22 protein-coding genes are annotated in these 26,415 nt (G+C 73.1%); 10 read left to right on the top strand and 12 right to left on the bottom strand.

Features of this window, described 5'->3' with window-relative positions; genetic code table 11:
• Nucleotides 1-34: 34 nt before the first annotated feature.
• The 7 genes from IGA62_RS28705 to IGA62_RS28735 form a co-directional block, all read right to left on the bottom strand.
• On the bottom strand, nucleotides 35-373 hold the full coding sequence (locus tag IGA62_RS28705; RefSeq protein WP_145817579.1) for a YnfA family protein: 339 nt from the start codon (nucleotides 371-373) through the stop codon (nucleotides 35-37).
• An 80-nt stretch (nucleotides 374-453) separates the two neighbouring features.
• Nucleotides 454-822, bottom strand: a complete 369-nt coding sequence (locus tag IGA62_RS28710; RefSeq protein ID WP_145817577.1) for a DUF4180 domain-containing protein — start codon at nucleotides 820-822, stop codon at nucleotides 454-456.
• Nucleotides 815-1,264: a helix-turn-helix domain-containing protein gene (locus IGA62_RS28715; protein ID WP_232624810.1), complete on the bottom strand. Its 450-nt coding sequence runs from the start codon at nucleotides 1,262-1,264 to the stop codon at nucleotides 815-817. The genes IGA62_RS28710 and IGA62_RS28715 overlap by 8 nt, the downstream gene beginning before the upstream one ends.
• A 119-nt stretch (nucleotides 1,265-1,383) precedes the next feature.
• Nucleotides 1,384-2,640 (bottom strand): glycoside hydrolase family 16 protein, encoded by a 1,257-nt coding sequence (locus IGA62_RS28720; RefSeq protein WP_198501145.1) that lies wholly within the window; start codon nucleotides 2,638-2,640, stop codon nucleotides 1,384-1,386.
• Between the two features lie 273 nt (nucleotides 2,641-2,913).
• Nucleotides 2,914-4,569: an ABC-F family ATP-binding cassette domain-containing protein gene (locus IGA62_RS28725; RefSeq protein WP_145817576.1), complete on the bottom strand. Its 1,656-nt coding sequence runs from the start codon at nucleotides 4,567-4,569 to the stop codon at nucleotides 2,914-2,916.
• A gap of 415 nt (nucleotides 4,570-4,984) precedes the next feature.
• Entirely contained in the window at nucleotides 4,985-6,520 is a 1,536-nt protein-coding gene (gene mhpA / locus IGA62_RS28730; RefSeq protein ID WP_145817574.1) for a bifunctional 3-(3-hydroxy-phenyl)propionate/3-hydroxycinnamic acid hydroxylase MhpA, read from the bottom strand.
• A gap of 149 nt (nucleotides 6,521-6,669) precedes the next feature.
• Entirely contained in the window at nucleotides 6,670-8,511 is a 1,842-nt protein-coding gene (locus IGA62_RS28735; RefSeq protein ID WP_145817572.1) for a right-handed parallel beta-helix repeat-containing protein, read from the bottom strand.
• Between the two features lie 306 nt (nucleotides 8,512-8,817).
• On the opposite strand from IGA62_RS28735, the gene IGA62_RS28740 reads away from it, so the two are divergent.
• The 3 genes from IGA62_RS28740 (at nucleotide 8,818) to IGA62_RS28750 (ending at nucleotide 11,011) form a co-directional block, all read left to right on the top strand.
• Nucleotides 8,818-9,750 (top strand): STM4015 family protein, encoded by a 933-nt coding sequence (locus IGA62_RS28740; RefSeq protein WP_145817570.1) that lies wholly within the window; start codon nucleotides 8,818-8,820, stop codon nucleotides 9,748-9,750.
• Between the two features lie 6 nt (nucleotides 9,751-9,756).
• Nucleotides 9,757-10,704 (top strand): STM4015 family protein, encoded by a 948-nt coding sequence (locus tag IGA62_RS28745; RefSeq protein WP_145817568.1) that lies wholly within the window; start codon nucleotides 9,757-9,759, stop codon nucleotides 10,702-10,704.
• Between the two features lie 67 nt (nucleotides 10,705-10,771).
• Nucleotides 10,772-11,011 carry a hypothetical protein gene (locus IGA62_RS28750; RefSeq protein ID WP_145817566.1) on the top strand — a complete coding sequence of 80 codons (240 nt, stop codon included), beginning with the start codon at nucleotides 10,772-10,774 and terminating at the stop codon, nucleotides 11,009-11,011.
• A 26-nt stretch (nucleotides 11,012-11,037) separates the two neighbouring features.
• Here IGA62_RS28750 and IGA62_RS28755 read toward each other — a convergent pair whose 3' ends face one another.
• A complete protein-coding gene (locus tag IGA62_RS28755) occupies nucleotides 11,038-11,700 on the bottom strand; it encodes an SMI1/KNR4 family protein (protein ID WP_145817564.1) in 663 nt (220 codons plus the stop codon).
• 124 nt (nucleotides 11,701-11,824) lie between these two features.
• Between IGA62_RS28755 and IGA62_RS28760 the strand changes: the two genes are divergently transcribed.
• Together IGA62_RS28760 and IGA62_RS30700 are read left to right on the top strand one after the other, a co-directional pair.
• Nucleotides 11,825-13,147 carry an SWIM zinc finger family protein gene (locus IGA62_RS28760; RefSeq protein WP_190289229.1) on the top strand — a complete coding sequence of 441 codons (1,323 nt, stop codon included), beginning with the start codon at nucleotides 11,825-11,827 and terminating at the stop codon, nucleotides 13,145-13,147.
• Nucleotides 13,144-15,702, top strand: a complete 2,559-nt coding sequence (locus IGA62_RS30700; protein WP_269780472.1) for a DUF6493 family protein — start codon at nucleotides 13,144-13,146, stop codon at nucleotides 15,700-15,702. Before IGA62_RS28760 ends, IGA62_RS30700 begins: the two co-directional genes overlap by 4 nt.
• Before the next feature lie 78 nt (nucleotides 15,703-15,780).
• Here IGA62_RS30700 and IGA62_RS29765 read toward each other — a convergent pair whose 3' ends face one another.
• Nucleotides 15,781-17,451, bottom strand: coding sequence for a pectinesterase family protein (locus IGA62_RS29765; protein WP_198501146.1), 1,671 nt, complete (start codon nucleotides 17,449-17,451; stop codon nucleotides 15,781-15,783).
• 238 nt (nucleotides 17,452-17,689) lie between these two features.
• On the opposite strand from IGA62_RS29765, the gene IGA62_RS28775 reads away from it, so the two are divergent.
• Nucleotides 17,690-18,988 (top strand): extracellular catalytic domain type 1 short-chain-length polyhydroxyalkanoate depolymerase, encoded by a 1,299-nt coding sequence (locus IGA62_RS28775; protein ID WP_145817562.1) that lies wholly within the window; start codon nucleotides 17,690-17,692, stop codon nucleotides 18,986-18,988.
• A 67-nt stretch (nucleotides 18,989-19,055) separates the two neighbouring features.
• On the opposite strand, the gene IGA62_RS28780 is transcribed toward IGA62_RS28775, so the two are convergent.
• A complete protein-coding gene (locus tag IGA62_RS28780) occupies nucleotides 19,056-20,459 on the bottom strand; it encodes an endo-1,4-beta-xylanase (RefSeq protein WP_145817560.1) in 1,404 nt (467 codons plus the stop codon).
• Nucleotides 20,460-20,878: 419 nt separating this feature from the next.
• Here IGA62_RS28780 and IGA62_RS28785 point away from each other — a divergent pair, with 419 nt between their 5' ends.
• A complete protein-coding gene (locus tag IGA62_RS28785) occupies nucleotides 20,879-21,352 on the top strand; it encodes a molybdenum cofactor biosysynthesis protein (protein WP_145817558.1) in 474 nt (157 codons plus the stop codon).
• 375 nt (nucleotides 21,353-21,727) lie between these two features.
• Here the strand turns inward: IGA62_RS28785 and IGA62_RS28790 are convergent, their stop codons facing one another.
• Nucleotides 21,728-22,351: a class I SAM-dependent methyltransferase gene (locus tag IGA62_RS28790; protein ID WP_145817556.1), complete on the bottom strand. Its 624-nt coding sequence runs from the start codon at nucleotides 22,349-22,351 to the stop codon at nucleotides 21,728-21,730.
• Nucleotides 22,352-22,635: 284 nt separating this feature from the next.
• On the opposite strand from IGA62_RS28790, the gene IGA62_RS30440 reads away from it, so the two are divergent.
• From IGA62_RS30440 to IGA62_RS28805, 3 genes are all read left to right on the top strand, one after another.
• Entirely contained in the window at nucleotides 22,636-23,517 is an 882-nt protein-coding gene (locus IGA62_RS30440) for a peptidoglycan recognition protein family protein (RefSeq protein WP_232624811.1), read from the top strand.
• Between the two features lie 435 nt (nucleotides 23,518-23,952).
• On the top strand, nucleotides 23,953-24,129 hold the full coding sequence (locus IGA62_RS28800) for a hypothetical protein (RefSeq protein ID WP_186499821.1): 177 nt from the start codon (nucleotides 23,953-23,955) through the stop codon (nucleotides 24,127-24,129).
• On the top strand, nucleotides 24,122-25,177 hold the full coding sequence (locus IGA62_RS28805; protein ID WP_145817551.1) for a fatty acid desaturase family protein: 1,056 nt from the start codon (nucleotides 24,122-24,124) through the stop codon (nucleotides 25,175-25,177). The genes IGA62_RS28800 and IGA62_RS28805 overlap by 8 nt, the downstream gene beginning before the upstream one ends.
• 50 nt (nucleotides 25,178-25,227) lie before the next feature.
• Here the strand turns inward: IGA62_RS28805 and IGA62_RS28810 are convergent, their stop codons facing one another.
• On the bottom strand, nucleotides 25,228-26,397 hold the full coding sequence (locus IGA62_RS28810) for an AI-2E family transporter (RefSeq protein WP_145817550.1): 1,170 nt from the start codon (nucleotides 26,395-26,397) through the stop codon (nucleotides 25,228-25,230).
• Between the last annotated feature and the right edge of the window lie 18 nt (nucleotides 26,398-26,415).

Consider the following 26,415-nt stretch of genomic DNA (forward strand, 5'->3'; position numbering starts at 1 on the left):
GGGTCGGGACACCGTCGTGCCGCCGGGACCGGCGTCAGCCGGTCGCACGGGGCGCGTACATGATGACCGCGACACCGGCCAGGCAGATCAACGCGCCGACGACGTCGAACCGGTCCGGGCGGAACCTGTCCACGACCATCCCCCAGGCCAGGGAGCCGGCGACGAACACGCCGCCGTACGCGGCGAGGATGCGTCCGAAGTTCGGATCCGGTTGGAACGTGGCGACGAACCCGTACGCGCCGAGCGCGACGACCCCGAGGGCGATCCACCACAGTCCACGGTGCTCGCGCCAGCCCTGCCAGACCAGCCACGCCCCGCCGATCTCGAACAGCGCGGCGACGACGAACAGCAGGATGGAGCGTGCGACGGTCATGCCCGCACCGTACCGGGCGCGCCGCCGCCCGCGATCCTGCCGACGACCGCCTGCCTCGGGGGCGGGCCCGGCCACGCGGGTCAGGCCGTGGCGCCCAGCCGGGCGTCGAGCGCCTCGAGGTCGGGCAGGAACCAGACGTGGTCGGCCCGGTTCGACTCGTGCACCAGGGCACGCAGCGCGGAACTGGCGGCGAGATGCCGGGAGATGTCGCCGAGCACCACCAGCCGCAGCTGGTAGTTGACGAACTTCTGCATGACCTCACCGGCGAAGCCGGTGTCCAGGGAGAAGAAGCTGTCGTCGAGCCGGCTGGCCGGAACGGCCACCACCTGGGCACCGAGGAAGGCCGCGCCGACCAGGTCCAGCGCGTCCCGTACGGTGACCACCGGCGGGCCGTCCGGATCACAGACCAGCACCCGCACCCCGGCCCGGTCCCGCACCTCGTCAGGCATCGTCGGCCTTCCCGACCAGCAGGCCGTTGCCGCCGTCGAGGACCGCCCCGACCAGGTGCAGCACCTCGGCGGTGGCGGCGACGCCCCCGAGTATCACGATCTTCATGCGGTTCCGTTCCTCGTCGTGCACGGTCTGGACACGCAGCGGGCGCCCGGGGTCGTGGGCGGTCTGCGCCCCGGCCAGGAGGAGGGTGCTGAGCCGGTCGGCGGCGGTCCGGTCCACGCCGTCGACCTGCACGATGCTCGACACCTCGACCACGGGCGCCCCGGACGGCTGCGCCGGCTGCCCGGTCAGCGCGGCGAGGTCGGCCCGGGTGATCCGGTACTGCTTGCCGATCCGGACCGCGCGCAGCCGGCCGGTGCGGATGTAACCGCGCACCGTGCGCACGTGCAGGCCGAGCCGCTCGGCCACCTGATCGACCGAGTACATTTCTTCACTCATCGTTCCCTAAACCTACCCTGGATACGGAAGGATAAGGAAGCTACTTGCCGGTCGACCACCATCGCGGTGGCGCGGCTCCGGCCGGCCTGTCCACCGGCCGACCGGAGCCGGGTGTCACGTCAGTACCGGGTCCACTTCTGGTTGGGCGTGCCCGCGCAGTCCCAGAGCTGGAGCTTGCCCCCGTTGGCGGTCACGTTGTCCCGGACGTCCACGCACCGGTTGGAACTGAGGTTGACCAGGTCACCGGCGGCGTTCAGGGTGAACCGTTGCACCGGGTTGCCGTTGCAGGTGACCAGGTTGACCTCGGTGCCGTTCGCCGTGCCGGCCCAGGCCGGGTCCATGCACTTGCCCATCGCCCGGACCGTGCCGTCGGTGGCGAACGTCCACTGCTGGGCGACGGTGGTGTTGCAGTCCCAGATCTGCAGCTTGGCGCCCTCGACCGGGTTGGCACCGGGGATGTCGACACAGCGCCCGCTCCCCACGCCCCGGATCCGGGTGGTGCCGATCGGCGGGGAGGAGGTGTAGCCGTTGACCCGGACGTAGTCGACCAGCATCTGCTGCGGGAACTGGGTGCTGCCGTCCGGGTAGCCGGGCCAGTTCCCGCCGACCGCCACGTTGAGGATCATGAAGAACGGGTGGTCGAAGACCCACCGGTTGCCGCCGAGCCGCCCCGGGTCGACCCGGTGGAACTCGACCCCGTCGAGGTACCAGATGATCGAGTTCGGTTCCCAGTCCACCCGGTAGGTGTGGAAGGCGTCGGCGAGCGGGGCGCCGATGGTCCGGCTGCCGGTGATGCCGCCTCCGCCGGAGTAGCCGGGCCCGTGGATGGTGCCGTACACGGTGTTCGGCTCCCGGCCGATGTTCTCCATGATGTCGATCTCGCCCGAGTTCGGCCAGCCCACGCTGCCGAAGTCGTTGCCGAGCATCCAGAACGCCGGCCAGATGCCCTGGCCCCGGGGAATCTTGATCCGGGCCTCGAAGCGGCCGTACGCCTGGGTGAACGTCGCGGCGGTCAGCAGGCGGGCCGAGGTGTACTCGCACCGGCCGTAGTGGCACTGGTAGTTGTTCGGGTTCTCCCGCCGGGCGGTGATGACCAGGTTGCCCTGGCCGTCGTGCACCGCGTTGCTGGTGCTGTTGGTGTAGTACTGCAACTCGTTGTTGCCCCAGCCGTGGCCACCGATGTCGAACCGCCACCTGCTCTGGTCGACGGGTGTGCCGGCCGGCGCGTTGAACTCGTCCTGCCAGGTGATGCCGCCGATCGCGGCCTGCGCGGGCCCGTCGGCGGCGGGCAGGACGGGGGCCGCGGTGAACCCCACGACCGCAGCGAGGAGGAGCGCGAGCGGGCGGGCCCGCGAGGGAAGTCGGAATCGGGGCACGGGGATCTCCTTCGCGTGGTGGAGCGGTCCGGGCGGCGCGCACGGCGCACCGGAGGCCGCCGCCCGGCGCGGCGCGGCGTCCGGCCGGACGACGCCAGGCGCGGTCGACGGCGGACACCGGTTGACGCCGCTTCCACCCGGCGGAGCGAGAGAGCGCTCTCCAGCGAAGCATGTCGATGGTTGGCTTTTTTGTCAACACTGTTGCCAATTAGCGTGGCGACACGGAAACGCAGGCCAGCCGAGCGCCGGGCGGACGCGGCGCCGCACGGGCACTCACTTTCCTGGCATCGTCCACCCGCGCCGACCCTCGATCTCCAGGCGCGGCCAGTCGGCGAGATCTCGCAACAGTTGCCGGTCGTGCGTGGCGACCACGACGGCGGCGCTCGTGTGGCGGATCGCATCGGTCAGCTCGTCAACCAGTACCGACGACAGGTGGTTGGTCGGCTCGTCGAGCAGGATCGTGCTGGGGCGCCCTGCCAGCGCGAGCGCCAGGTCGAGGCGCCGCTGCTGCCCCTGCGACATCCGCCCGACCGGGCTGGCCATGACATCGGAGTCCAGCAGCCCGAGCGCCCCGAGAGGGATGGCGTCGGCGTCGCGCAGCGCCCGGCGGGCCACCAGCCGCCCGACATGGCGGGCGTACACCTCGCGGGCGGTGAGGCCGGGGTTGTGCTCAGCGGTCTCCTGGGTGATCAGGACGACCCGTGCCTCCTTCGCCGTCCAGAGGTGTCCCTGTGTCGGGCGCAGCGCACCGGCCAGCACCGACAGCAACGTGGACTTGCCGGCGCCGTTCGCTCCGGTGACGAGCAGCCGGTCACCGCCGTCGAGGGCCAGGTCGACGGGATCGACCAAGCGCCCGTCCACGGCGACGCCGCGCGCCCGCACCTGTGGCGCACCGGGCCGGATGCCCAGGTCGGGCCAGCACAACATCGGCGGCGGCTCCGGCACGTCGATCCGGTGCGCCTGCAAGGCCTCCTGCTGACGGTTCAGCGCCTGCACGACGCCCGGCGCGCGGGACTGGCGCTGGTGCTTGCCGGTCCCTTTGTCCGGCCGCCAGCCGGTGGAGAGCCGGTCACGGGCCTTCGACACCGCGTCCTGCAGCCGCCGGTGCTCAGTCTGCTGACCTTCGTAGTCCTGCTGCCAGCGCGCACGGTCGCGGCCCCGTGCGTCCTGCCAGGCGTCATAACCCCCGGCGTACAGGCGCGGTCTGCTGTCACGGCTCGGGTCGAGGTCGAGGAACCGGTCGGCGACGTCGCGTAGCAGCGCCCGGTCGTGGCTGACGACAGCGAGGCCGCCCTGGTGCTCACGCAGCCGGCGGGTCAGGAAATCCAACCCGCCCGCGTCGAGGTGGTTGGTCGGCTCGTCGAGCAGCAGCACGTCGTGCTGCGCGCCGAGCAGGCATGCCAGCCGCACCCGGTAGCGCTGTCCGACCGACAGCGTCGACAGGGGGCGGTCCCGGTCCGTGCAGGCGCCGAGGGATTCGAGAGCGACGTCGACGCGGCGCTCGGCGTCCCAGGCATCGAGCCGGACGGCAGCGTCGAGCGCAGCGGCATAACGCTCCCCGACCGCAGGGTCATCGCCGGCGGCCAGGGCACCGGTCGCCTGCTCCAGCGCGTCGAGGGCCGCCAGTGACGGTGCGAGCACCTCGGACGTGAGGGTGCCGACGCTCTCCCCGTCGCGTGCGGCAAGTTCCTGACGGGCCAGGCCGATCGTGCCGGCCCGGTGCACGGTGCCCTCGTCGGGCGGGATCAGGCCCGCGAGAACGTGCAGCAGCGTCGTCTTGCCGCGGCCGTTCTCGCCGACGACGGCGACCCGCGACCGGGCCGAGACGGTGACCGAAACATCGTTCAGGACGCGCCGCGCCCCGCGGACGACGGTGACGTTCTCGGCGCGGACGTGTGCGCTCTGGCCTGCCTCGACGGGCAGGGACATGGGTTCGACGTTCGGAATGGGGTTCAACGGTGCTCCGCAGCTCGCAGTGGAGCCGGGCAGCAACACGTGACCGCCCGGCAGGAACCGGGACGGCGAGCGCGGATTCAGCAAAAAGGGACGCGCCGCCGTCAGCGGGCGGAGCGGACCTTCTGCGACCAGATACCTCGTGCCACGACGGCAACGTTAGCAGCCCTGACGCTCACCCCTCATTCGATATGTGTCCGGTCGGGGCGCGCGCACGGTAGGCCACGGAAGGAAACCGCCGCTCGGGTGCACCGACGGATGAACTCCTCCGGCCCGACTCCGCGAACCCCGGTGGCCGCGAGGAAGGCCACGATCCGTAAGGCATCCTAGGAGGATGGCCTGCATGGTGGGGCGGCCGGTCCTTCTGCCCACCGGGAGGGGAAGGGGGACGTCAGGAGGCGACCGGAGGGAGGTCGGCGCAGCGGAGGGAGGGGGCGCGGTCCAGCAGGACGGACACGTCGTCTCCCGAGGTCATCACCGTCCGGTCGGGGCGGACGAGGGCCGCACCGACCCCGGCCCGTCCCAACCACCGTCCGAGGGGCGAGGCCGGATCGACCGGCACCGGCACCACACCGCGTCGCCGCGCCGTCTCGGCCGCCTCCGCCGCCAGCGGCCGGACGGTGACCAGGGCGAAGCAGGGCCCGACGACGTCGTCGAACCGACCGCCGTCACCGGTCGGCGCGTTCGGGCAGAGCCGGCCGTGCAGGCTGCGCGGCGACGAACGGCGGTCCCGCAGAGCCGACCGCCGCAACGGCGGGGTCGCGCTGTCGAGAACCTTCGCCCGGAAGCCGGGCAGGTACGCCAGGCGTGGAGCGACGACCCGACGGAGCAGGTTGCCGACCTCGCCTCCCTCGGTCATCGCCCGGCCGATCACCGTGGCGAGGCGGATCAGCGACGTGACGTGGGGCCGCCGTTCCGCCTCGTAGCTGTCCAGCACGCGATCCGGCAGGCTCCCGGCGAGGACGGCGGCGAGCTTCCAGGTGAGGTTGACCGCGTCGCGCAGGCCGGCGCCCATGCCCTGGCCGATGAAGGGCGGGGTGAGGTGGGCGGCGTCGCCCAGGAGGAGGACCGGGCCGTCGCGCCACCGGTCGGCGACCTGGGCACGGAAGGTGTACTCGGCACAGCGGGTCACGGTCAGCGCGGTGAACGGCACGTCCCCGGTCCAGGGTCGGACGAGCCGGTGCAGGGTCTCCGGCGCGGACAGACCGGCGGCCGTCTCCCCGGGCAGCAGGCGGAACTCCCACCGGTACCGCCGCCGCCCCACCCGCATGTACGTGGCGGCGCGCTGCGGGTCGCAGACCTGGTGCACACCCTCCCAGGCATCGATGTCCGCGTCGGTGTCGACGTCGACGACCAACCAGCGTTGGGCGAAGCCGAGATCGCGCATGGTGGAGCCGATCAGCGGCCGGACGGTGCTGTTGGCGCCGTCGCAGCCGAGCACGTACCGCGCGGAGAGCGCCTCCCGCTCCCCCGACGCGCGGTCGAGGAGGTGCACGCGTACCGGTCCGTCGCCGTCCCGGTCGACGCCGGTGACGTCGACGTCCCCACGGAAGGTGACCAGGGGCTCCGCCGCCAGCCGGTGCCGCAGCAGGCGTTCCAGCTCCGGTTGGTCGAACATGTTTGCCTGGGGGTAGCCGTGGACGCCGGGGGTCGTGCCCCGGTTGAACTCGGCGAGGACCCGGTGGTCGGGGGCGAGCAGCCGCAGCCCCTCGGCCGGTCGGGAGATGGCCGCGAACTGCTCGTGCACCCCGACCCGGTGCAGGATCCGGTGGACCTCGTCGTCGAGGTGCACCGCACGGGGTCGGGGATAGACGTCCGCCCACCGGTCGAGGAGCACGGACCGGACGCCGTGCCCGGCGAGCAGCAGCGCGGCGGTCACCCCGGTGGGACCGGCACCGACGATCACCACGGGCACCGGTCCGCTCATCGCCGCACCCCGTCCATGGTGGACGTGCGGCGCGGGGCGGGGACGCCTCGGTGGCGGGGGTCGGCCATCGGCTCTCCTCGGCTGAAGGAAACGGCTCCGGCTGACCACCGTAGAGGTCCCGGCCCGCCGCCGGGGGACGCGCCGCGCGGTCAGAGCCGGGCGCCCACGTCCGCACCGTTGGCCGGGTGCAGGAAGGTCGACGTCGGGATGGACCCGTCCGCCGCCCGGGGGCCGGTGATGGTGGCGGGGTTGGTGCTCACGAAGCTCCACGTGCCGCCGATGTTCCACGAGTTGTTCGACCCGGTGGAGTTGCCCAGCGACACGTTCGCGGCGTTGCCGACCGACAGGTTCCGGTTCACCGTGGAGGTCGAGCGGGAGACGTCGAACCCGGCCTTGCCGTTGTCCCAGGCGGTGTTCCGCTCGAACACCAGCGCGCCCGGATTGCCGTTGTCGATGAACCCGCCGGCCGAGTTGCCCCAGGCCATGCTGTTGCGGGTGACGTGGTTGACGGCCGGACGGGGGTCGGTGCCGCCGCCGTTCTTGAACCCGTTGCCGTCACCGGTGTAGTCGGGCAGGTTCCAGAAGTTGTAGCCGTTGTCGTAGGCGACGCTGTTCTCGATCAGGATGGGCGACAGGAACAACCACGCGTCGAAGCCGTCGTCGGCGTTGCGCCAGAGCCGGGCGCCCCGGACGACGTTGCCGCTGCCGGAACCCTCCTTGATCGCCAACCCGTCCGCGCTCTCGCCGTTCTTGCGCGGGTCGCGGTTGCCGTAGCTGTCCAGGTCGATGATCTGGTTGCCGGACGAGGCGCCCTGGATGTGCAGGCCGGACTCGTAGTTGTCCCGGGTGGTCAGCCGCTCGTACCGGCCGTTGTTGGTGTCCACGCCGAAGATGCCGTACGGACCGTTGACGATCTCCAGCCCGACGAACCGCCACCAGTCGCCCTCGACGTGCAGCGCGCCCCGGTCGGCACGCGGGATGCTGGAGCCGACCGCACCCGGGGTGTACGGCATGTTCTCACCGTCGATCACCACCCGCTCGCCGTCGTAGGTGGTGAGGGTGATCGGCTGGGCCGGGGTGCCGTCCTTGAGGATCTTGATGGTGACGGCCGGGGCGTAGGTGCCGCCCCGGACGGCGATGGTGCCGCCGGGCTGCACGAGGTCGTGGGCGCGCTGGATGGTCCGCAGCGGCTGGGCCAGGGTGCCCGGGTTGGCGTCGTCGCCGTCGGTGGCCACGATCAGGGCGCCGGAGGGCGGCGGTGCCGTGGTCGGCGGCGGGGTGGTCGCGGGCGGCGTGGTCGGTGGAGCGCTGGTCGGTGGAGCGCTGGTGGGTGGGGCGGTGGTCGCGGGCGGGGTGGTCGGCGGGGTGGTGCCGCCGGTGCTGACCACGACGTCGTCGAAGGACGCCGACGCGTACGCGGTCTGGAGACCGATCCGGCCGGCACCCGAGAGCGTGCTGGTGCCTTGGCCGATCACCGTCCCGTCGACGCTGCCCCGGACGGTGGTGCCCTCGACCTCGACGGCGAGGGTGTACCAGGTCCCCGGGGTGACCGTACGGGCGGCGGTGTCCAGCACGGTCACCGCACTGCCGCTGACCGCCTGCAACTGTGCCTGGTTGCCGGGCAGCAGGGCGAGTCGGTAGTACACCGTGGACCCGCTGGCCCGGGCCAGCAGGCTGACGTGGCCGTTCGCGCCGAGGCTGAGTGGCTTCACCCGGGCCTGCACGGTGTACCCGGTCCAGCTGGTGCTGCCGGCGAAGAGGCGGGCGTTCTCGCTGGTGGCGTTGGACTGCCGGACGGCCGGGGAGCCGTCGGCGACGACGGCCCAACTGCCGCCGGACCTGGACCAGCCGTAGGTGTCGCCGTCGGCGAAGTCGTCGCTGAAGACGGTGGCGGCGGAGGCGGTCGCGGCGAGCCCGACCACGAACGCGGCGGCGGGGGCGAGCACCGCGGACAGGAGGAGGCCCAGTCGACGCTGGCGGGACGGACGCATGTGGACGTACCTCCGGGGACGGGGGCGGTTACGGAGGATGAAAGCGCTTTCCCCGCCGACGGTACGAACGGCATTCAGTCGTGTCAACCTCTCCATGGGCGCGCTCCCACCGACGCCCCGCCCGAGGAGGTCGTCCGGCGGCGCGGCGATCGGTCGGCCGGCGGGTGCACCCGTACGCACGGCAGGTCACCGTGCCGGAGCCGCACCGGCCGAACGGGGGCCGTCGAGTGCACCACCGCTGATCACGTTGTCGGCCGCGGCTGTTAGCGTCGCGCCGCTGGCGTACCCGCCCGACCGGAGGTTGTCGTGATCAACTCGCATGTGTCGTCGTTCGCCGGGCTACCGGAGACACCCTTCACCCCGGGGATGGTCCTGCCCGGGGACCCGTCGGCGGTGGCCTGGCGACTGGAGGTCGAGGACTTCGACGCTGATCCCGGGGAGTTCGCCGACCTGGTGGCGGCGTTCCGCGCGGCGGTGCCCGGGGAGTCGGTCCGGGCGGTGGTCGTCGGCGAGTGGGGCAACGCGTACGAGCGGGAACTGCCGGTCGACCTGCTGGTCGACGCGGCGGCCGAGTGGACCGGGCTGCGGGCGGTCTTCCTCGCCGACCTGGTCTCCGAACAGTGCGAGATCTCCTGGCTGACCCTGCCCGACATCACCGGGCTGCTGACCGCGTACCCGGCGCTGGAGGTGCTGTGGGTGCGCGGTGGGAACGGGCTGCGGCTGAGCCCGGTGCGGCACACCGGCCTGCGGGAGCTGTGCTTCGAGTCCGGTGGACTGCCCGGCGCGGTGGTCCGGGCGGTCGGCGAGTCGGAGCTGCCGGCTCTGGAACAGTTGGTCTTCTGGCTCGGCCGGTCCGACTACGGCGCGACCACCGGCGTCGACGAGCTCGCCCCGGTGCTGACCGGCGCCGGACTGCCCGCGCTGCGTCATCTGGGGCTGTGCAACAGCGAGATCGTCAACGCGATCACCCCGATGGTCGCCGACGCGCCGATCGTCGCCCGGCTGGAGGTGCTCGACCTGTCGATGGGCGTGCTCGCCGACGATGGTCTGGACGCGCTGCTGGGCGGGCAGTCGCTGACCCACCTGCGTCGGCTCGACCTGCACCACCACTACCTGTCCGACGAGGCGCAGCAGCGGGTGGTCGCCGCGCTCCCGGGCGTCGACGTCGACCTCTCCGAGGCGCGCGAGGTCGAGGTCTACAGTGGCCGCGAGTACCGGTTCACCGCGGTCGGGGAGTGACCGGGGATGGCATTCGCTGGTTACGCGCGGTCCTTCGCCGGCCGGCCGGTGGTCGACGTACCCCCGGACGGGCCACTGCCCACCGTGGACGCCCCGGTGTCCTGGCGGATCGCCCACTGGGACTTCGACGAGTCCGCCGGCTACACCCTCTCCGAGCCGTTCCGGGAGGCGTTCGAGCGGTTCGTCGCGCAGGCCGGGCCTTCGGTCGAGTCGCTGGTGGTCGGTGCCTGGGGGTACGCGGCGTTCAACCACGCCCCGATCGCGCAGCTCTGCGCGGCGGCACCCCGCCTGCCGGCGCTGCGGGCGCTCTTCCTCGGCGACATGACCTCCGAGGAGTGCGAGGTCTCCTGGATGCGGGTGGGTGACGTCAGTCCACTGCTCACCGCGTACCCGAAGCTGGAGACGCTGCGGGTCCGCGGCGGCACGGAGTTCACGTTCTCGCCGGTCCGGCACGAGCGGCTACGCGAGCTGGCGGTGGAGACCGGCGGACTGTCCCGGGCCTTCACCCGCGCGGTGCTCGACTCGGAGCTGCCCGCCCTGACCGACCTGGAGCTGTGGCTCGGCACCCCGGACTACGGCGGCGACACCGAGGTCGCCGACCTGGCCCCGCTGTTGGCCGGCGAGCGCTTCCCCGAGCTACGTCGGCTGGGGTTGCGCAACGCCGAGATCGCCGACGACCTGGCCGAGGCGTTGTCGACCGCGACGGTGGTGGCCCGGCTGGAACGTCTCGACCTGTCGCTGGGCACGCTCGGTGAGCGGGGCGCGGCCGCACTGCTGGCCGGGCAGTCCCTGACCCACCTGGCCGAACTCGACCTCGCACACCACTACCTGCCCGAGGAGGTGGCCGACGCGCTGGTCGCCGCCCTGCCCGGGGTACGGGTGGACGTGTCGGACGCGCAGGAGGACGACGAGTACGACGGCGAGAGCTACCGGTACGTCGCCGTCGGTGAGTGACGCGTTCCGGTTCGGGTCGGGCCGCCCTGGGTAGCACCAGGAGACGACCGACGCCGAGGAGGACGAGATGAGCGACCCGAGGTACGCGGCCCTGCCACTGGCGGCCACCGGCCGGTTCACCGAGGACGACGGCACCGGTCCCGAGGCGTCCGGTGAGATCGTCGGCGCGGACGACGCCGCGGCCGACGCCGTCCGGGCCGGCGGCGACACCGACCTGACCGGGGCGAACCGGGACGGTGACGGCGTTCCGGTCGGCTCGGCCGATGCCGCCGCCGACCGGGAACGCGCCGCCCGGCAGACCGACTGACCCCGGCACGCCCCGCTGACCGTGCCTCAGCGGGGCGGCACCGTCCTCTCCAGCCAGCGCCGGTACCAGCGGGCGAAGCCGAGCGGAGTGCCGTCGGCGTCGTGCAACGGCCGGAACCCGCCCCCGTCCGCGCTGTCGTCGGCCCACATCTGCCCGCGCGCCGGCCCGCTGACCACCAGCGCCTCCCGCAGGGCACACCCCAGGTGACAGAGGTAGAGCAGACCGACGGAGTGCGCATCGTCGTAGACCACCGAGTCGTACAACTCCTGGTAGGCGTCCTCGGCGGCCTCGAGCGCCTCGGGCGAGTCGAAGTCGTCCTCCTCCGGCTGCGGGGGAAGGCCGTCGGCCGGGTTGAACGCCTCGATGTGGCCGAACGGCTGGTCGAGGGTGTCCAGGTCGGTCAGGTCGGCGCCGTCGCCCTCCCACCGCCACCGCTCGTCGACCCGGCGGAGCGGGAAGAGCCCGTACGCCGGGCCGGCACCACCCCGGCCCACCGCCAGCAGGAACGACCGGTACTCGGCCGGCAGTTCGACCCGCAGCTGCGCCTCCAGCTCGGCCAGCTCCGCGACGGCCAGCGGCGGTTCGAGGACGAACCCGTGACTGCCGGCGCCGAAGACCTCCCCGGCGCGCGGGTCGGCGGCCAGCCGGGCGAGGCGGGACGGGACATCGGACCAGTCGACAGTCGTCATGGCGGGCACCGTACCGGCGACCACCGACAGCAACCGGCCACGGGACCCGGCCGGCCGGCGTGACCGGGGACGGGCCGGTCGAGCGGTGCTCGCGTGTCGGTGGTCCCCGCTACGGTCTGCCACCGTGAACGCGCTTCAGACGTACCGCTATCTCCGACCGTCCGCGCTGCGCGACGGTGACCTGGCGTTGCAGACCAGCGGCGGCCCCTCGGCCAACCCCCGGTTCTTCACCGGCTTCCTGACCGCGCCCCGGGCCGGGGCGGCCGGGCTGCTGGCGGTCGCCGAGGTCGCCCGGACCCGCTACCACCAGCCGGTCAACCCGGCGAGCCTGGACCCGGTGGTCACCGGCAGTCGGGACCGGCTGCGGTTCGAGTCGTTCTCCGGCTGCTGCGGGGTGTACGCGCGCCTCGACGTCTCGCCCGCCGGCTTCGACGGCGACGTCGTCGAACACGGCACCACCAACGTGGACGTGAACGCGCCGCTGCGGGAGGCGCTGGCCCGGGTCGGTGGTCTCGACCCCCTGCACCTGTCGGTCGGCCCGGACGACCTCACCGTCTCCACGCTGGACGGTCCGGTGGTGGAGAGGAAGGTGCCGCTGCCGGCCCGCTGGCTGCGCGGCTTCGCCGAGGTCCACGTGCTGGCGGCGGAGATGGCCCGGCGCGCCGAGATCCCGGCGACCGAGGCCGCCGCGTTCCTGCGTCGGCTTCCGCCGGCCGGTGACCGGTCGGTGCTCTGGGCGGTGCCGGCGGGCCGGTCGCTGCGGCTGACGTCCCGGCCCGGCCCGGGGGCGGTCTGCCTGGCCGGGGCCGGCCGGCTGGCCGCGCTGCGCGGGCTGCTGCGCTTCGCGCGGACCCTGCGGGTGTACGGGCCGGCGGTGACCGCCGGTTCGGCCCCGGCGGCCAGCGTCTGGGAACTGGACACCGGCGGGATGCGGCTGTCGCTGACCCTCTCCCCCGAGCCGTACCGGGGCTTCTCCGGGGAGGGCGGTGTGCTGGCGTCCCTCGCCTCCGACGACGTCACGGACGACGCCGCGCTGGTCAGCGCGCTGCTGTCCTGGGATCCGACGATCGACGTACCGACACTGGCGGGGCAGGCGGGCCTGACCGACGAGCGGGTCCGGGCGGCCCTGGTGCAGCTGGGCACCGCCGGCCGGGTCGGGTACGACGTGGCCGAGCAGGCGTACTTCCACCGGGTGCTGCCGTACGACGCCGGTCGGGCCGAGCGCGACAATCCCCGCCTGGTCGGCGCGCGGGCCCTGGTGGAGGCCGGCGCGGTCGGCCGGGACGGGGACGTCGCCACGGTCCGTCACGGCACCGAGGTCTACCGGGTCCGCCGCCGTCCCGAGGGCGGGTACGCCTGCACCTGCCGCTGGTGGAGCCGGCACCGGGGCGAGCGGGGGCCGTGCAAGCACGCGCTCGCCGTCTCCATGGTGGAGGTGCCGGCGTGACCGACGGACGCTTCGACTACCTGACCACCGGAGACGTCCGGGCCGCCACGACAGCCGTCCGCGGACTCAGCGACGAGCAGCGCCGGGACATGGCGAAGGCGCTGCTGACCCACGTCCGCGAGGAGGAACGCCCGTTGTGGTGGGCGGCGAGGGCGACCGCGCTGGCGGTGGCGGCGGTCGGCTGCCTGCCCAGCGCCGCCCAGGTCGCCCAACTGCTCGGCCGGCGTGCGGTGTCGCTACGTGCGGCGCACGCCGATTCGGTGGTCGCGGTGGCCCGGCAGCGGGGCGTGACCTGGCTCGCCGACCTCGCCCACCGGTTGGCCGCCAAGCTGCCCCGCACCGACCCGGACGACGGGTGGGAGTTCGTCGCCGGCCTGCTCACCGCCGAGCGGGCCGCGCCGCCGACCGGGGACACCTTCGTGACGGGCTGGGTCCGTCAGCTGGGCTGGCTACCGGAGCGGTGGCGGGGCGTCGGGCTGCCGGAGCGGCTGGCCATCGATCCGTTCCTCGACGCCCTGCTGCCCCGGCTCTTCGAGATCGACGGCATCGGCGTGACGATGGCGTTCGACGACCTCCGGACCCGGGAGAGGATGGCCCTGCCCCGGGCGCTGGCCGAACTGGCCGGCTCCGGCCGGCTGGACCGGACGGTCCTGCTGGACGGGTGCCTCAGCCGGCTGCTGCGCGACGACCGTCCGGCGTCGCTGCGGGCCTTCGTCGCCCTGCACGACCTACTCGCCCCCACCCCCGACGAGGTCGTCGACCGCGCCGCCGGCTACCTGCGACTGCTCGCCGACGCCCCGACGCCGGTGGCGACGATGGCGCAGAAGGCACTGCGGCAGGCCGACGGCGTCGAGGTGGAGGAGGTGCTCGACGCGTCCCGGGCGGTGCTGGCCCGGCCGGACAAGGCCCTGGTGAAGGCCCAGCTGAGCTGGCTGGACCAGCTCGCCCGCCGGCTGCCCGACCGGGCCGCCGGGATCGCCGAGGTGCTCACCGTGGCGCTCGACCACCCGGCGGCCGGCGTCCGGGACCGGGCCGGCGCGCTCACCGCCCGGCACGGGCACGCTCCCGCACCGGCGGTGGTCACCGTCGTCGGGGACGACCTGCCGCCCCCGCCCGCACCGCTGCCCGCCCCGCCGCCGATCACCGACCCGGACGAACTGGCCGAGGAGGTCGGCGCCCTGCTCGACGGCCAGCTGCGGGCACTGCCGCTGGACCGGGTACTCGACGGGCTGGTCCGGCTCGCCGGCACCGACCGGCCCGCCCTGAACCGGGCGCTCGTCCCGGTACTGGACCGGCACCGGCACATCCTGTACGACCATCAGTGGGACCCGTGCTGCCTCTGCGACCTGCTCGGCGGGGTGCTGCGGACGGCGGCCGACCCCACCCGGGCCGAGGACCGGCGCGGCCGGTGGCACGCGCTGATGGCGGCGGTGGGTCCGACCCCCGAGCCGGACCACCGGCCCTCCGCACCGACCCGGGTGCCCGCCCTCCACCGGCTGCTACGGGCCCGCCTCGCCGAGGTCGGCAGCCGGGTCGGCCAGCCCGGCTACCCGGAACTGCTCGCCACCCCGACCTCGGCCACCGGGACGGTCGACCCGGTGGCCCTCTACGAGCGGATCGCCCGCCTCGGCGCGGACGGCCCGTGGCGGTGGGACCTCACCCAGGCGCTGCTACGGCTGCCGCCCGGGGCCGACGCGCCGCTCGCCGCGAAGGCGGCGGCGCTGCGCAGCCCGGCCGGGGACCGACTCGCCACCTGGCTGCGCGACGGCGGCCTGCCCCGTCCGGTGCCGGAGGTGCTCACCGTGTCCCGGCGGGAGCGCCGCAAGCCCGCCGCGCGCTGGTCGGCCGATTGGGAGTACGACCGGCTGCCGGAGCGGCGGCGGCAGGTGCGGCTCACCCCACCGGAGGGATACCACGACCGGTGGGGGCTGCTCACCGTGCCGCCTTCGCCGGTCGGGACCCACCAGGGCGACCGTGCGGTGCTCTGGGCGTCGGTGCTGCCCTGGCATCCGGGTGTGGTGGCGGCGCACGCGCTGCCGGAGGTCGCCAGTGCCGCCGACCAGGACGTCCGCGACGCCACGGCGGTCCTGCCGATGCTCGCCGAGAGTGGCGGCGAGGGCGGCCCCGCCCTCGACCTGGCGCTGGCGTACGGGCTGGGTGCCCGGCACGAGGCCGACCGGATCGCCACCCTCGACGCGCTCCTGCTGCGCGCCGCCGCCGGCACCCTGGACGCGCCGGCCGTCGGCGGGCACCTCGGCGCGGTGATCGCCGACGGCGGCGTGCTGCCCACCCGGGCGGTGGCCCCGTTGCGGGACGCGGCCGCCGCAGGTGCCCCACTGAGCACGTGGCGGCTGCTCGCGGCCGCCCTGCCGGCCCTGCTCGCCGCGCCCACCGCGCCCCGGGGCACGCCGGACCTGCTGACCCTGGCGGCGGAGACGGCCGCCCGCACCGGCGTACGGATCGAGGTGCCGGGGTTGGCCGAGGTCGCCGGCCGGGGCGGGTCGAGCCGGCTGGTCCGGGAGGCGCGACGGCTGGCCGAGGCGCTCGACCGGTAGGGACGCGGCGTCGACGGCCGACCGTCGGGGCGCGGGCGGCGGCACACCGGCCGCCCGTCCGCGCCCCGACGGTGTGGGTCAGGAGATCGGGTTCCAGCCGTCCGGGCCGGCCAGGTACCGCTGCGGGGTGTGATCGGCCGCCTGCGCGTCGGTCAACTGTGGACGGTCCGGGGTGACCGTCGACCCCGGCCCGGTGTTGCGGTACTCGAAGAACCGGGCGTCCCGCCAGGAGAAGCCGGACATGTCGGTCCACGGGGAGCCCTTGATGTGCGCGCCCAGGACGCTGTCGCGGAACACCACCTGGCCGATCGCGTTGACATCACCGCCGGGGTGCCACGGCCGGCCCAGGTGCACGCTCTGCGGCCCGGCCGAGTCGGTGGTCAACGTGGAGTTCACGAAGAGGAAGCCGTACGGGTTGTCGATCATCGTGGACGGCGCGGTGACGTACCCGTTGTTGCTGGACGAGCCCCGGCTGAGCGACCGGATCTCGCAGCGGTCGAAGACACCGGTGCCCCGTCCGAAGATGAAGTCGACGTCGCCCTCGACGTAGCAGTTCCGGAAGTACGCCCGGCCGATCGTGCCGGTGTTCGCGCTGTTGTGGTAGAGCGTGTCCTGGTTGCCGAGGAACCGGACGTTGTCGAAGACCAGCCGGTCGGCCCGGGTGAGCACGGCGACCGCCTGCTCGGCGCTGAGGTCGTGGGCCGCCTCGTCGAAGGTGTTGGCGAAGGTGAGGTGCCGGGCGGTGAAGTCACTGCCGTCGATGGTCACCGAGGCACTGCCCGAGGTGCCGTAGGTGCCGCCGCCCGGCTTCGGCGTGCCGGAGGCGTTGTCGTAGTGGATCACGACGTCCCGGGGATCGCCGGTCGCGCCGACGAACGAGACGTACGGCCGGTCGGCCGGGATGGTGACCACCTCCCGGTAGTTGCCGGGCCGGATGGTGATGGTGTGGCGGCTGGCGTTGCCGACGGGAACGGCGTTCACCGCCGCCTGCACGCTGGTGAAGTCCCCGCTACCGTCCTGGGCCACCACCGAGGACCGCCCGGCCGGCGGGGTGCCGGTCGGGGTGGGGCTCGGGGAGAGCGTCGGCGTCACGGTGGCGGTGACCGAGGGCGTGGGGGTCGGGGTGGCGGTGCCGCTGGTCACCGTCACGTCGTCGTACCGGGCGGTGGCGTAGCGGGTCTGCACGCCGATCCGCCCGGCGGCGATCGTGCCGGTGCCGGCGGCCACCAGGGTGCCGTCGACGTGACCGCGCACCGTCGACCCGGTGACCTCGATCCGCAGGGTGTGCCAGGTGCCGGCCACGACCGGGCGGGACAGCGAACCGAGGACGGTCACCGCGCCGCTGCGGACCGCCTCCAGCCGGACCTGGTCCCCGGGGAGCAGGGCGAGCCGGTAGTAGGTGGTCGAACCGGAGGCCCGGGCGAGCAGGGCCACCGCGCCGTTGGTCGGCAGGGTGAGCGGTTTGACCCGGGCCTGCACGGCGTAGTCGACCCAGGACGAGCTGCCGGCGAAGAGGCGGGCGTCGTCCGTGTCGGCCCTGGCCTGGTGCAACGCGGGGCTGTCGTCGTCGACGACCGACCAGGTGCCACCGGACCTCGACCAGCCGGCGGTGTCGCGGTCGGAGAAGTCGTCGCTGAACAGGGTGCCAGCGTGCGCCACCTGCGCGCCGCCGAACGGACTCAGGGCGATCAGCGCGGTGGTCACGGCGGCGGCGACGGCGAGCAGGGACCGTCGGCGGTAACGGGACATGGGCGGGACCTCCGGGACGGGTGGGAGGTGGCGAACCGTTGGTGAAAGCGCTTTCCTCGCGCACCGTAGCCGGGCTCCGGAAAGACTGTCAATGCCACCGCCCGCGTCCGCACCGCTTGCCCGCCGCACCGGAAGCCATCCATACTGACAAATGTTCCTGAGCCGGACGTGATCGGGCACCGGGCAGTACCCGATCGGAACCTCCCTGCCCCACGTGATGCTCAGGAGGAACCCGCCCATGACGGCGAGAATCAAGTTGCTGGGGGCCGCCCTGGTGGCTGCCGCGATCACCGTGGTGGCCGCCGTGACGGTCCCCGCGCCCGCGTCCGCCGCGACGCTGACCGAGGTGACCGCCTTCGGCCCCAACCCGAGCAACCTGCGCATGTACCTGTACGTCCCGGACCGCGTCGCGCCCCGGCCCGCGCTGGTGGTCGCGGTCCACTACTGCACCGGCAGCGGACCGGCGATGCACTCCGGCACCCAGTACGCCGCCCTGGCCGACCGGTACGGCTACATCGTGGTCTACCCGTCGGTGACCCGCAGCAGCAAGTGCTTCGACGTGTCGTCGCCCCAGGCGCTGCGCCGCGACGGCGGCAGCGACCCGGTGGGCATCAAATCGATGGTCGACCACGTCCGGCAGCGGTACGACGTCGACCCGGCCCGGATCTTCGCCACCGGCATCTCGTCCGGGGCGATGATGACCAACGTCCTGCTCGGCCTCTACCCCGACGTGTTCAGCGCCGGTGCGGCCTTCTCCGGTGTCCCCTTCGGATGCTTCGCCACGACCGACGGGTCGGAGTGGAACAGCCAGTGCGCCAACGGCCAGGTCATCCGGACACCCCAGCAGTGGGGGGACCTGGTCCGCAACGCCCACCCCGGATACACCGGACCACGGCCGAGGATGCAGACCTGGCACGGCACGAACGACGAGACCCTGCGGTACCCCAACTTCGCCGAACAGATCAAGCAGTGGACCAACCTGCACGGGCTGAGCCAGACGCCCACGTACACCGACACCCCGCAGCCCGGCTACACCCGCACCCGCTACGGCGGGTCCGGCCCGACCGCACCGGTCGAGGCGATCAGCATGCAGGGCGTGTCGCACAGCCTGCCGGTCGACGCCGCGGAGGCGATTCGCTTCTTCGGCATCGACACCACCGTCCCACCCACGAGCGCACCGCCGACGACCCCGCCACCGAGCACTCCCCCGCCCGGGCCGGGCACCTGCCGGATCGGTTACACGGTCAGCGCCTGGAACACCGGTCTGACCGCGTCGGTCACCATCACCAACACCGGCGGCACCCCGGTCGACGGCTGGCAGCTGACCTTCCCGCTGCCCGCCGGGCAGACCGTGACGAGCGGATGGAACGCCACGTACGCGCCGTCGAGCGGGACGGTCACCGCCCGCAACGTCGCCTACAACGCCACGATCGCCCCGAACGCCTCGGTCACCCTCGGCTTCCAGGCCACCCACACCGGGAACACCGGCGCACCGACCTCGTTCGCCCTCAACGGCACCCCCTGCGCCACCGGCTGAGCACGATGGCAGCGGCGGGGCACCGGAACTGGTGCCCCGCCGCTGCCGGCAAGGGAAACGCGCCGGGTCAGCCCACCGTGCAGGTGGGGGTGCCGCTCGGACCGACACCGGTGCCCTGGAACCCGAACTCGGTGCTGGCGCCAGGGAGCAGCTGGCCGTTGTAGTCGACGTTGCGGAAGGTCAACGCACCGGTGCTGCCGCTGCTCCGCGCGCTCCAGACGTTGGTGACCGTGCTACCGGCCGGCAGGGTGAGGCCGACGGTCCAGCCGTTGAGGCCGACCACACCGGCGGTCACCCGGACCGTGGCCACGAACCCACCGGTCCAGGAGTTCATCGACACCGTGGCGGAGCAGGCCCCGACGGGCGGCGGGGTGGTCGGCGGGGGCGTGGTCGGCGGCGGGGTGGTGGGCGGGGTGGTGCCGCCTTCGTTGAGGGCGTTCAGGGTGGCGGTGTACGCCGCCTTCTTGTTGCCGTTGCCGTCGAACAGCAGCGGGGTGCCGCTGGCCCGCCAGGAGTCGGTGTCCCGGATGCCCCAGACGGTGATGCCGGTGCAGCGGGCCACGGCCAGGCAGGCCCGCACCACCCGGGCGAAGTTGTCGGCCTGGGTCTGCCCCGAGCCCTCGATGTCCAGCTCGGTGATCTGCACGTCGACGCCGAGCGCGGCGAAGCTCGACAGCGTCGTCTGGTAGTTGGCCGGCACCGGCGACTGGCTGTTGAAGTGGGACTGGAAACCCACGCAGTCGATCGGGACGCCCCGGGCCTTGAAGTCCCGGACCAGGTTGTACACGGCCTGGGTCTTGGCGTGGGTCCAGTCGTCGGTGTTGTAGTCGTTGTAGCAGAGCTTGGCGGTCGGGTCGGCGGCCCGCGCGGTCCGGAACGCCACCTCGATCCAGTCGTTGCCGGTCCGCTGGAGGTTGGAGTCGCGGCGGGCTCCGGTGCCGCCGTCGGCGAACGCCTCGTTCACCACGTCCCAGGAGTGGATCTTGCCCCGGTAGTAGCTGGCCACCTGGGTGATGTGGTTGACCATCGCCGACCGCAACGCGGTCCCACCCATGTTCTGCGCCCAGCCGGGCTGCTGGGAGTGCCAGGCCAGGGCGTGACCGCGCACCATCATCCCGTTGGCCCGGGCGTGGTTGACGATCCGGTCGGCGTTGGCGAAGGTGAACTGGCCCTGCGACGGCTCGATCGCGTCCCACTTCATCTCGTTCTCCGGGGTGACCGAGTTGAACTCCCGGTTGAGGATGCCGACGTAGGTGGAGTCGGAGAGCTTGTTCGCGGCTACCGCGGTGCCGAAGTAGCGGCCCGTCTCACCGGCCGCCGTGGCCAGGGTGGTCCCGGCACTGGCACTGGAGGACGCCACGACCACCGTGGTGGCGACGAGGGCGACTCCGGCCGCGGCCGACAACCACGCCGTACGGGGCCGTGGTCCGGCCACCGGACGCCCGCTGTCGCGGGCGAACAGGTCTTTCATGACAGCTGCCTTTCGCTGAGCTGCACGGATGGGAAGGACGCGTCGACCACTGCCCCACCATGGCGGCCGGCTCGGCGTCGGCGTGGTCGCCCGGAAGCCACGTCGACCGGTTCGGCTGCTCGACCACCATGGGTTGATCGAAGTTCCTGTATCCGCACAGTATCGAAACAGCCTCGAAACCTCAACGGCGCAGGAAGAGCCTTCGCCGCCGCCCTCCCCTGATCCGAGACCGGACGACCGGCCGATTCCCCGCCCCCAGCAGGGCGGGCAGCCCTCCACACCAGAACACGGCGACGCAGAGCCGGATCGGCACAGCTCAGACGATCCCCGAAACTTTCGACTATCGTTGCCGCTGGAGCCCGCGCACCGGTGGGTCCGCGTCGGCGGTCCCACGCGCCGGGGCTCGTAGAATCGCCGCCGTGCCCGAGATCGTCCAACTGCTGGCCTCACCCCTGCACCGCTACCTGGGTCGGCCGGCCGACGGCCCGGCGCCGGCCGCGCCCGACGAGATCGTCGAGGAGGTCCGAATCCGGGCCGGGCTCGGCATCGTCGGCGACCGCTACTTCGGCCGGCCCGCGCACCGCGACGCGAGCGTCACCCTGATCGCGCGGGAGTCCCTGCCGCCCGGCGCCGACCTGGTGCAGGCGCGACGCAACATCCTCACCGCCGGCCTCGCCGTGGACGAGCTGGTCGGGTCCGTGCTGGTCCTCGACGCGGGCCAGGGACCGGTGCGGCTCCGGGTCAACCGCGCCGCGCACCCGTGCGCGTGGATGGACGCCACCATCGGCCCGGGGGCCTGGAAGGCGTTGCGTCGCCGGGGCGGCGTCCGCTGCACCCCGCTGACCGACGGCACGCTACGGGTGGGTCCGGTCGAGGTCACCATCGCCGACTGAGCCCACGGCCGAGCCGGCTGACGCGGGTTCGCGCCTCGCCGCTCAGCCCGGCGGAAGGCCACCGCAGGCGCATCTGAAGGGAACCGTAAGCGGGCCCTGGCACGGTTCCTGGTGTCAGCGAGACCGCGAAACCAGGAGAGCCACCCGATGCGCAGGATCATCAACTCGACCTACATCACCCTCGACGGCGTCGTCGAGGACCCGGCGTGGACCATGCCGTACTTCGACGACGAGGCCGCCGCCTTCGCCGGGGCGCAGACCGACGCCGCCGACGCGCTGCTGATGGCCGCGCGGAGTGGCTGGTCCCGATGGTCGAGGAGTTCCTCGACGACGGTGACGGCAGGTGACCGCCCGGCACCGCCCGCTCCGGGTGGGTCAGCGACGCCGACGGGCCCTGAGGACCGCGTCGCGGGCGGTGCTCCCGTGCCCACCCGGCCCGCCGGCCGGCCGGGTGCGGGTCCCGGCGACGAGAACGTCCCACCCGGCGTCGAGGCTGGCGGCCATCTCCTCGGCGGTGACGTGCGCCTCGGCCGCCCTCGCCGGCTGTCCGGGATGCGGGTCCGACGGGTGGTGGCCGACGACCAGCAGCGTGCCGTCCGGGGCGACCGACGCCGCCAGCCGGCGCAGCAGTGTCCCGCTCGGTGCCGTCGAGTGCACGTAGTGCGCGCACACCAGGTCGAATCCCTTTCCCGGAGGCGTCCACGTGGTCAGGTCGGCCCGCACCCAGTCGATCCGGTCCGCGACGTCGGCGCCGACGCTCGCGGCGTGTTCCCGCGCGCGTTCGAGCGCGGTGGCGGCGAGGTCCACGGCCGTCACCCGCCAACCGCGGGAGGCCAGCCAGACGGCGTCGGTCCCCTCGCCGCACCCGGCGTCCAGTGCCGTGCCGGGCGCGAGGTCCCCCACCTCGGTCACCAGGTGCACGGTGGGCTGCCGGACGCGGTGCGCGGCGCCGCCGCCGTAGTGCCGGTCCCAGTACTCCCCGTCGAAGTCCGCAGGCATGACGCTCCCTCCGTGGTTCACCGGCACCTCTGCGGCAACCATGCGCGGCACCCGCCCGGATCGCAAACATCGTTGCCATTCCGGCAAAGGTCGGACGGCCCGCCGCCCACGTCGACCGCCGGGCGGCGGGTTCGAGACACCCGACCGGGCCACCGCAGGACGCCCACCGGGACCAGCGACGGGAAATTCCTTCACGCCGGACGAAGAACGTGTAGACAAGCTTCGACCGCTGGCCCTATCGTCACCCCATCGAGATTCATTGATTCACTTCGATGGGAGAACCGATGCGACTCCGGCGTTGGGCGAGCATATCCCTGGCCCTGGTCGTCCTGCAGAGCGCCGTCGTCGGCGCCGCCCCGGCCGCGCACGCGGCCGTGCCCGCGCCGTCGGCGGACGCCGGGACGGACACCTCGATCCTGAGCACCGACTACGGGCCGGCTGCCTGGGTCCCGGCCAGCACGAGCAACTACACCGTGGCCACCCGGCCCACCGGCCAGCCCATCACCCACGTCGTCATCCACGTGACGCAGGGCTCGTACACCAGCGCCATCAACTGGTTCCAGAACCCGGCGTCCAAGGTCAGCGCGCACTACACGTTCCGCTCCTCCGACGGCGCGGTCACCCAGTCCGTCCGGGAGAAGGACATCGCCTGGCACGCCGGCAACTGGACCTACAACACGCAGTCGATCGGCATCGAGCACGAGGGCTACGTCGACAACCCGGCCTGGTTCACCGACGCCATGTACCGGGCGTCCGCCGCGCTCACCCGCAACCTCGCCAACAAGTACGGCATCCCCAAGACCCGCAGCAACATCATCGCCCACAAGGAGGTCCCCGGGGCCACCCACACCGACCCCGGCCCGCACTGGAACTGGACCTACTACATGCAGCTGGTCAACGGCGTCACCGGAATCGGCTCCGGCACCGTGGACAGCGGCACCGCCGTGCTGAACGTGCGCTCCGGGCCCGGCACCGGTCACTCCATCGTCGGTACCCTGACCGGCGGCACCACTGTGAGCATCTACTGCCAGGCCACCGGCACCAGCGTCACCGGCCCCTACGGCACCTCCAGCATCTGGCACCGGATCGGCACCAACCGCTACGTCTCCGACGCCTACCTGTACACCGGGCACGACGGCTACATCCCGAACGTGCCGCGCTGCTAGCCACACCCCACGCAGGTCCGAGGCCCGGAGCACGATGCTCCGGGCCTCCGTCCGGTCGGCCACCCGCCCGGGCCCGGATTCCCCCGGACGGGTCGAATGCGCCGAACGGCCCGCGTCGCCCGGCCGCACTCCCCACCATGGAGGCAGGACGACCACGACGGTACGAGGAGCGAACGGTGATCAGGCGTCGACGTAGCAGGAGAGGGCCGCTGGTGCAGGCGGCGACGATATCGCTGGCAGCGGTGGTGACCATGGTGGCCGTGGTGCGGGCGGCGCGCCGCCGCACGGAAGCGGACGCCTCTGCCGGAAATCCCCCCGCCGTCGGGGATCGGCTGGTCCCCGGTCGGGGCACGGAGGGATCAGCGCTGGCCGGCGCTGCGGTGGGTCGGGGCAGCGAAACCGCGTCCTGGGTGGCGACCACCGGCTGAGCCGGGAATGTCCCGCGCGACGGTCGCGACCGGGACGACGACTCTCGACAGCGTCCGCGCCCATGCCGGGTCCGCGCGGCGGGCCGTCCGGGAGAAGCGGGCGATGACGACGAACATCGTCCGTACCCGGACGGACATCGGGAAGACCCGGCCGGGGCACTGGTGGAGCGGTGATCATGAGTGACGCGACCCTGGATACCGAACGGCACGGCGGCAGCGAGTACGCCGACCTGTCCCGCCTGGTCCGTCGGGCCGGTCTGCTCGACCGGCGACGCGGCTACTACGCGGCGGTCATCGGCCTCCTCGCCGCGTCCTATGCCGGGGCGTGGGCGTTGTTCGGCTGGCTCGGCGAGTCCTGGTGGCAGATGGGCGTCGCGGCGGCCCTCGCGGTGATCTTCGCCCAGGCCGGGTTCGTCGGCCACGACGCGGGTCACCGACAGATCTTCCGCACCCACCGCGCCAACGACCTGGCCGGCCTGATCCACGGCAACCTCCTGATCGGCCTCAGCTACGGCTGGTGGGTGCAGAAGCACAACCGCCACCACGCCCACCCGAACACCGAGGGCCGGGACCCCGACATCGTCGTGCCACCGCTCGCCTTCACCCGGAGCCAGACGCGGGGCCAGCGAGGGCTCGGCGCACTGGTCGTCCGGCACCAGGCCCTGCTGTTCTTTCCGCTGCTGCTGTTGGAGGGCCTCCACCTGCACGTCAACAGCGTCAAGGCCGTCCTCGGACGGGGACGTGTCCCGCGACGTCCCACCGAGATCGCGCTACTCGCCGTCCACCTCGGCGGATACCTCGGTGCCGTGGTGACCGTCCTGAGCCCGGCCCAGGCCGTCGCGTTCGTCCTCGTCAACCAGGGCCTGTTCGGGCTCTACCTCGGCAGTTCCTTCGCGCCGAACCACAAGGGCATGCCGATCCTCACCGCCGACGACCGCCTCGACTACCTGCGGCGGCAGGTCCTCACGTCCCGCAACGTGCGCGGCGGCTGGGGCGTCGACACGCTGCTCGGTGGCCTGAACTACCAGATCGAGCACCACCTCTTCCCCAGCATGCCCCGCCCCAACCTGCGCCACGTCCGCCCGCTCGTCCGGCGCTTCTGCGCCCAGCATGACGTCCCCTACCACGAGACGACCCTGTGGCGCTCGTGGGCCCAGGTGTTGCAGCACCTACGGGCAGTCGGCACCGACCGTCCCGTCGAGGGTCGCCCGAGCGACCCGAGCCACCGCTGACGCCCGGCAGGCCCCCGCCGACAGCGACCCCGCGTCCCGGCGGGCGCCCGTCACTCGTCCGGCACGGTGGCGGCCGGCGCGTCCTCCGGGCGGTGGTTGTCGAGGTGGTCACGGGCGTACCGGTAGGCCACCGCCACGATCGCGGCGACCGGCACCGCCAGGAAGGCGCCGGTGATCCCGGCGAGGCTGCTGCCGGCGGCGACGGCGAGGATGACCACCGCCGGGTGCAGGCTCAGCCCACGTCCCTGGATCAGCGGCTGCAGGACGTTGCCCTCCAACTGCTGCACCACCAGGACGATGCCGAGAACGATCAACGCGGTGGTCGGGCCCCGGTCGACCAGCGCGACCAGGACCGCGAACGCCCCGGCGACGAACGCCCCGATGATGGGGATGAAGGCGGCGAAGAAGGTCAGCACCGCCAGCGGCAGCACGAGGGGAACCCCGAGGAACCACAGGCCGATGCCGATGAAGAAGGCGTCGATGAAACCGACCAGGGCCTGCTGCCGGATGAACTCCGACAGCGTCCGCCAGCTCCGCTCGGACAGCTGCGTCACGTGCACGCCGGCACGCGGGCCGGTCTGTGCCGCCAGCCACGGCACCCAGCGGGGGCCGTCCTTGAGGAAGAAGAAACACAGGACGAGGGCGAGCACGGCGTTGACGATCCCGGACCCGACCGAGGTGGCCCAGGTCAGCACGTAACCGGCGATGTTCTGCGCGTTGGACTGCAGGGCGGCGAAGACGTTGTCGATCGTCTCGCCGATCTGGTCCTCACCGAGGTTGAGCGGAGGGCCGGTGAGCCACTGGCGGACCTGTTCGAGCCCGGCTGTCGCCTGCTCGGTGAGTTCACCGACCTGACCGACCACCGGCGGCACCACGAGGACACCGATGGTCACCAGCAGGGCGAGGAAGGCCAGCAGGACCGTCGCCGCAGCCAGGGCCGCCGGCCAACGGTGCGCACGGAGGAACCGCACGGCCGGCCAGAGCACCGTGGTGAGGAGCAGGCCGAGCACCACCGGGAAGAGCACGACCCAGAGCCGGCCCAGCAGGTAGCCGAGCCCGACGATCGCGGCGGCGATGACGAGCAGTTGCGCCGCGACGATCGCCACGCGGCGGATCGCGGCCCGTACCCGGGGACCGCGCTCCGGTGGCCGGACCGGTGCCGGCTCCGCCGTCGGGGTGACGGCCGCCGGCTCCCGGGGGCCGTCCTCTTCCTGGGTCACGTCTGCCTCCACACCATG

It is taken from the genome of Micromonospora sagamiensis, assembly GCF_014680085.1.
GTDB lineage: Bacteria > Actinomycetota > Actinomycetes > Mycobacteriales > Micromonosporaceae > Micromonospora > Micromonospora inyonensis.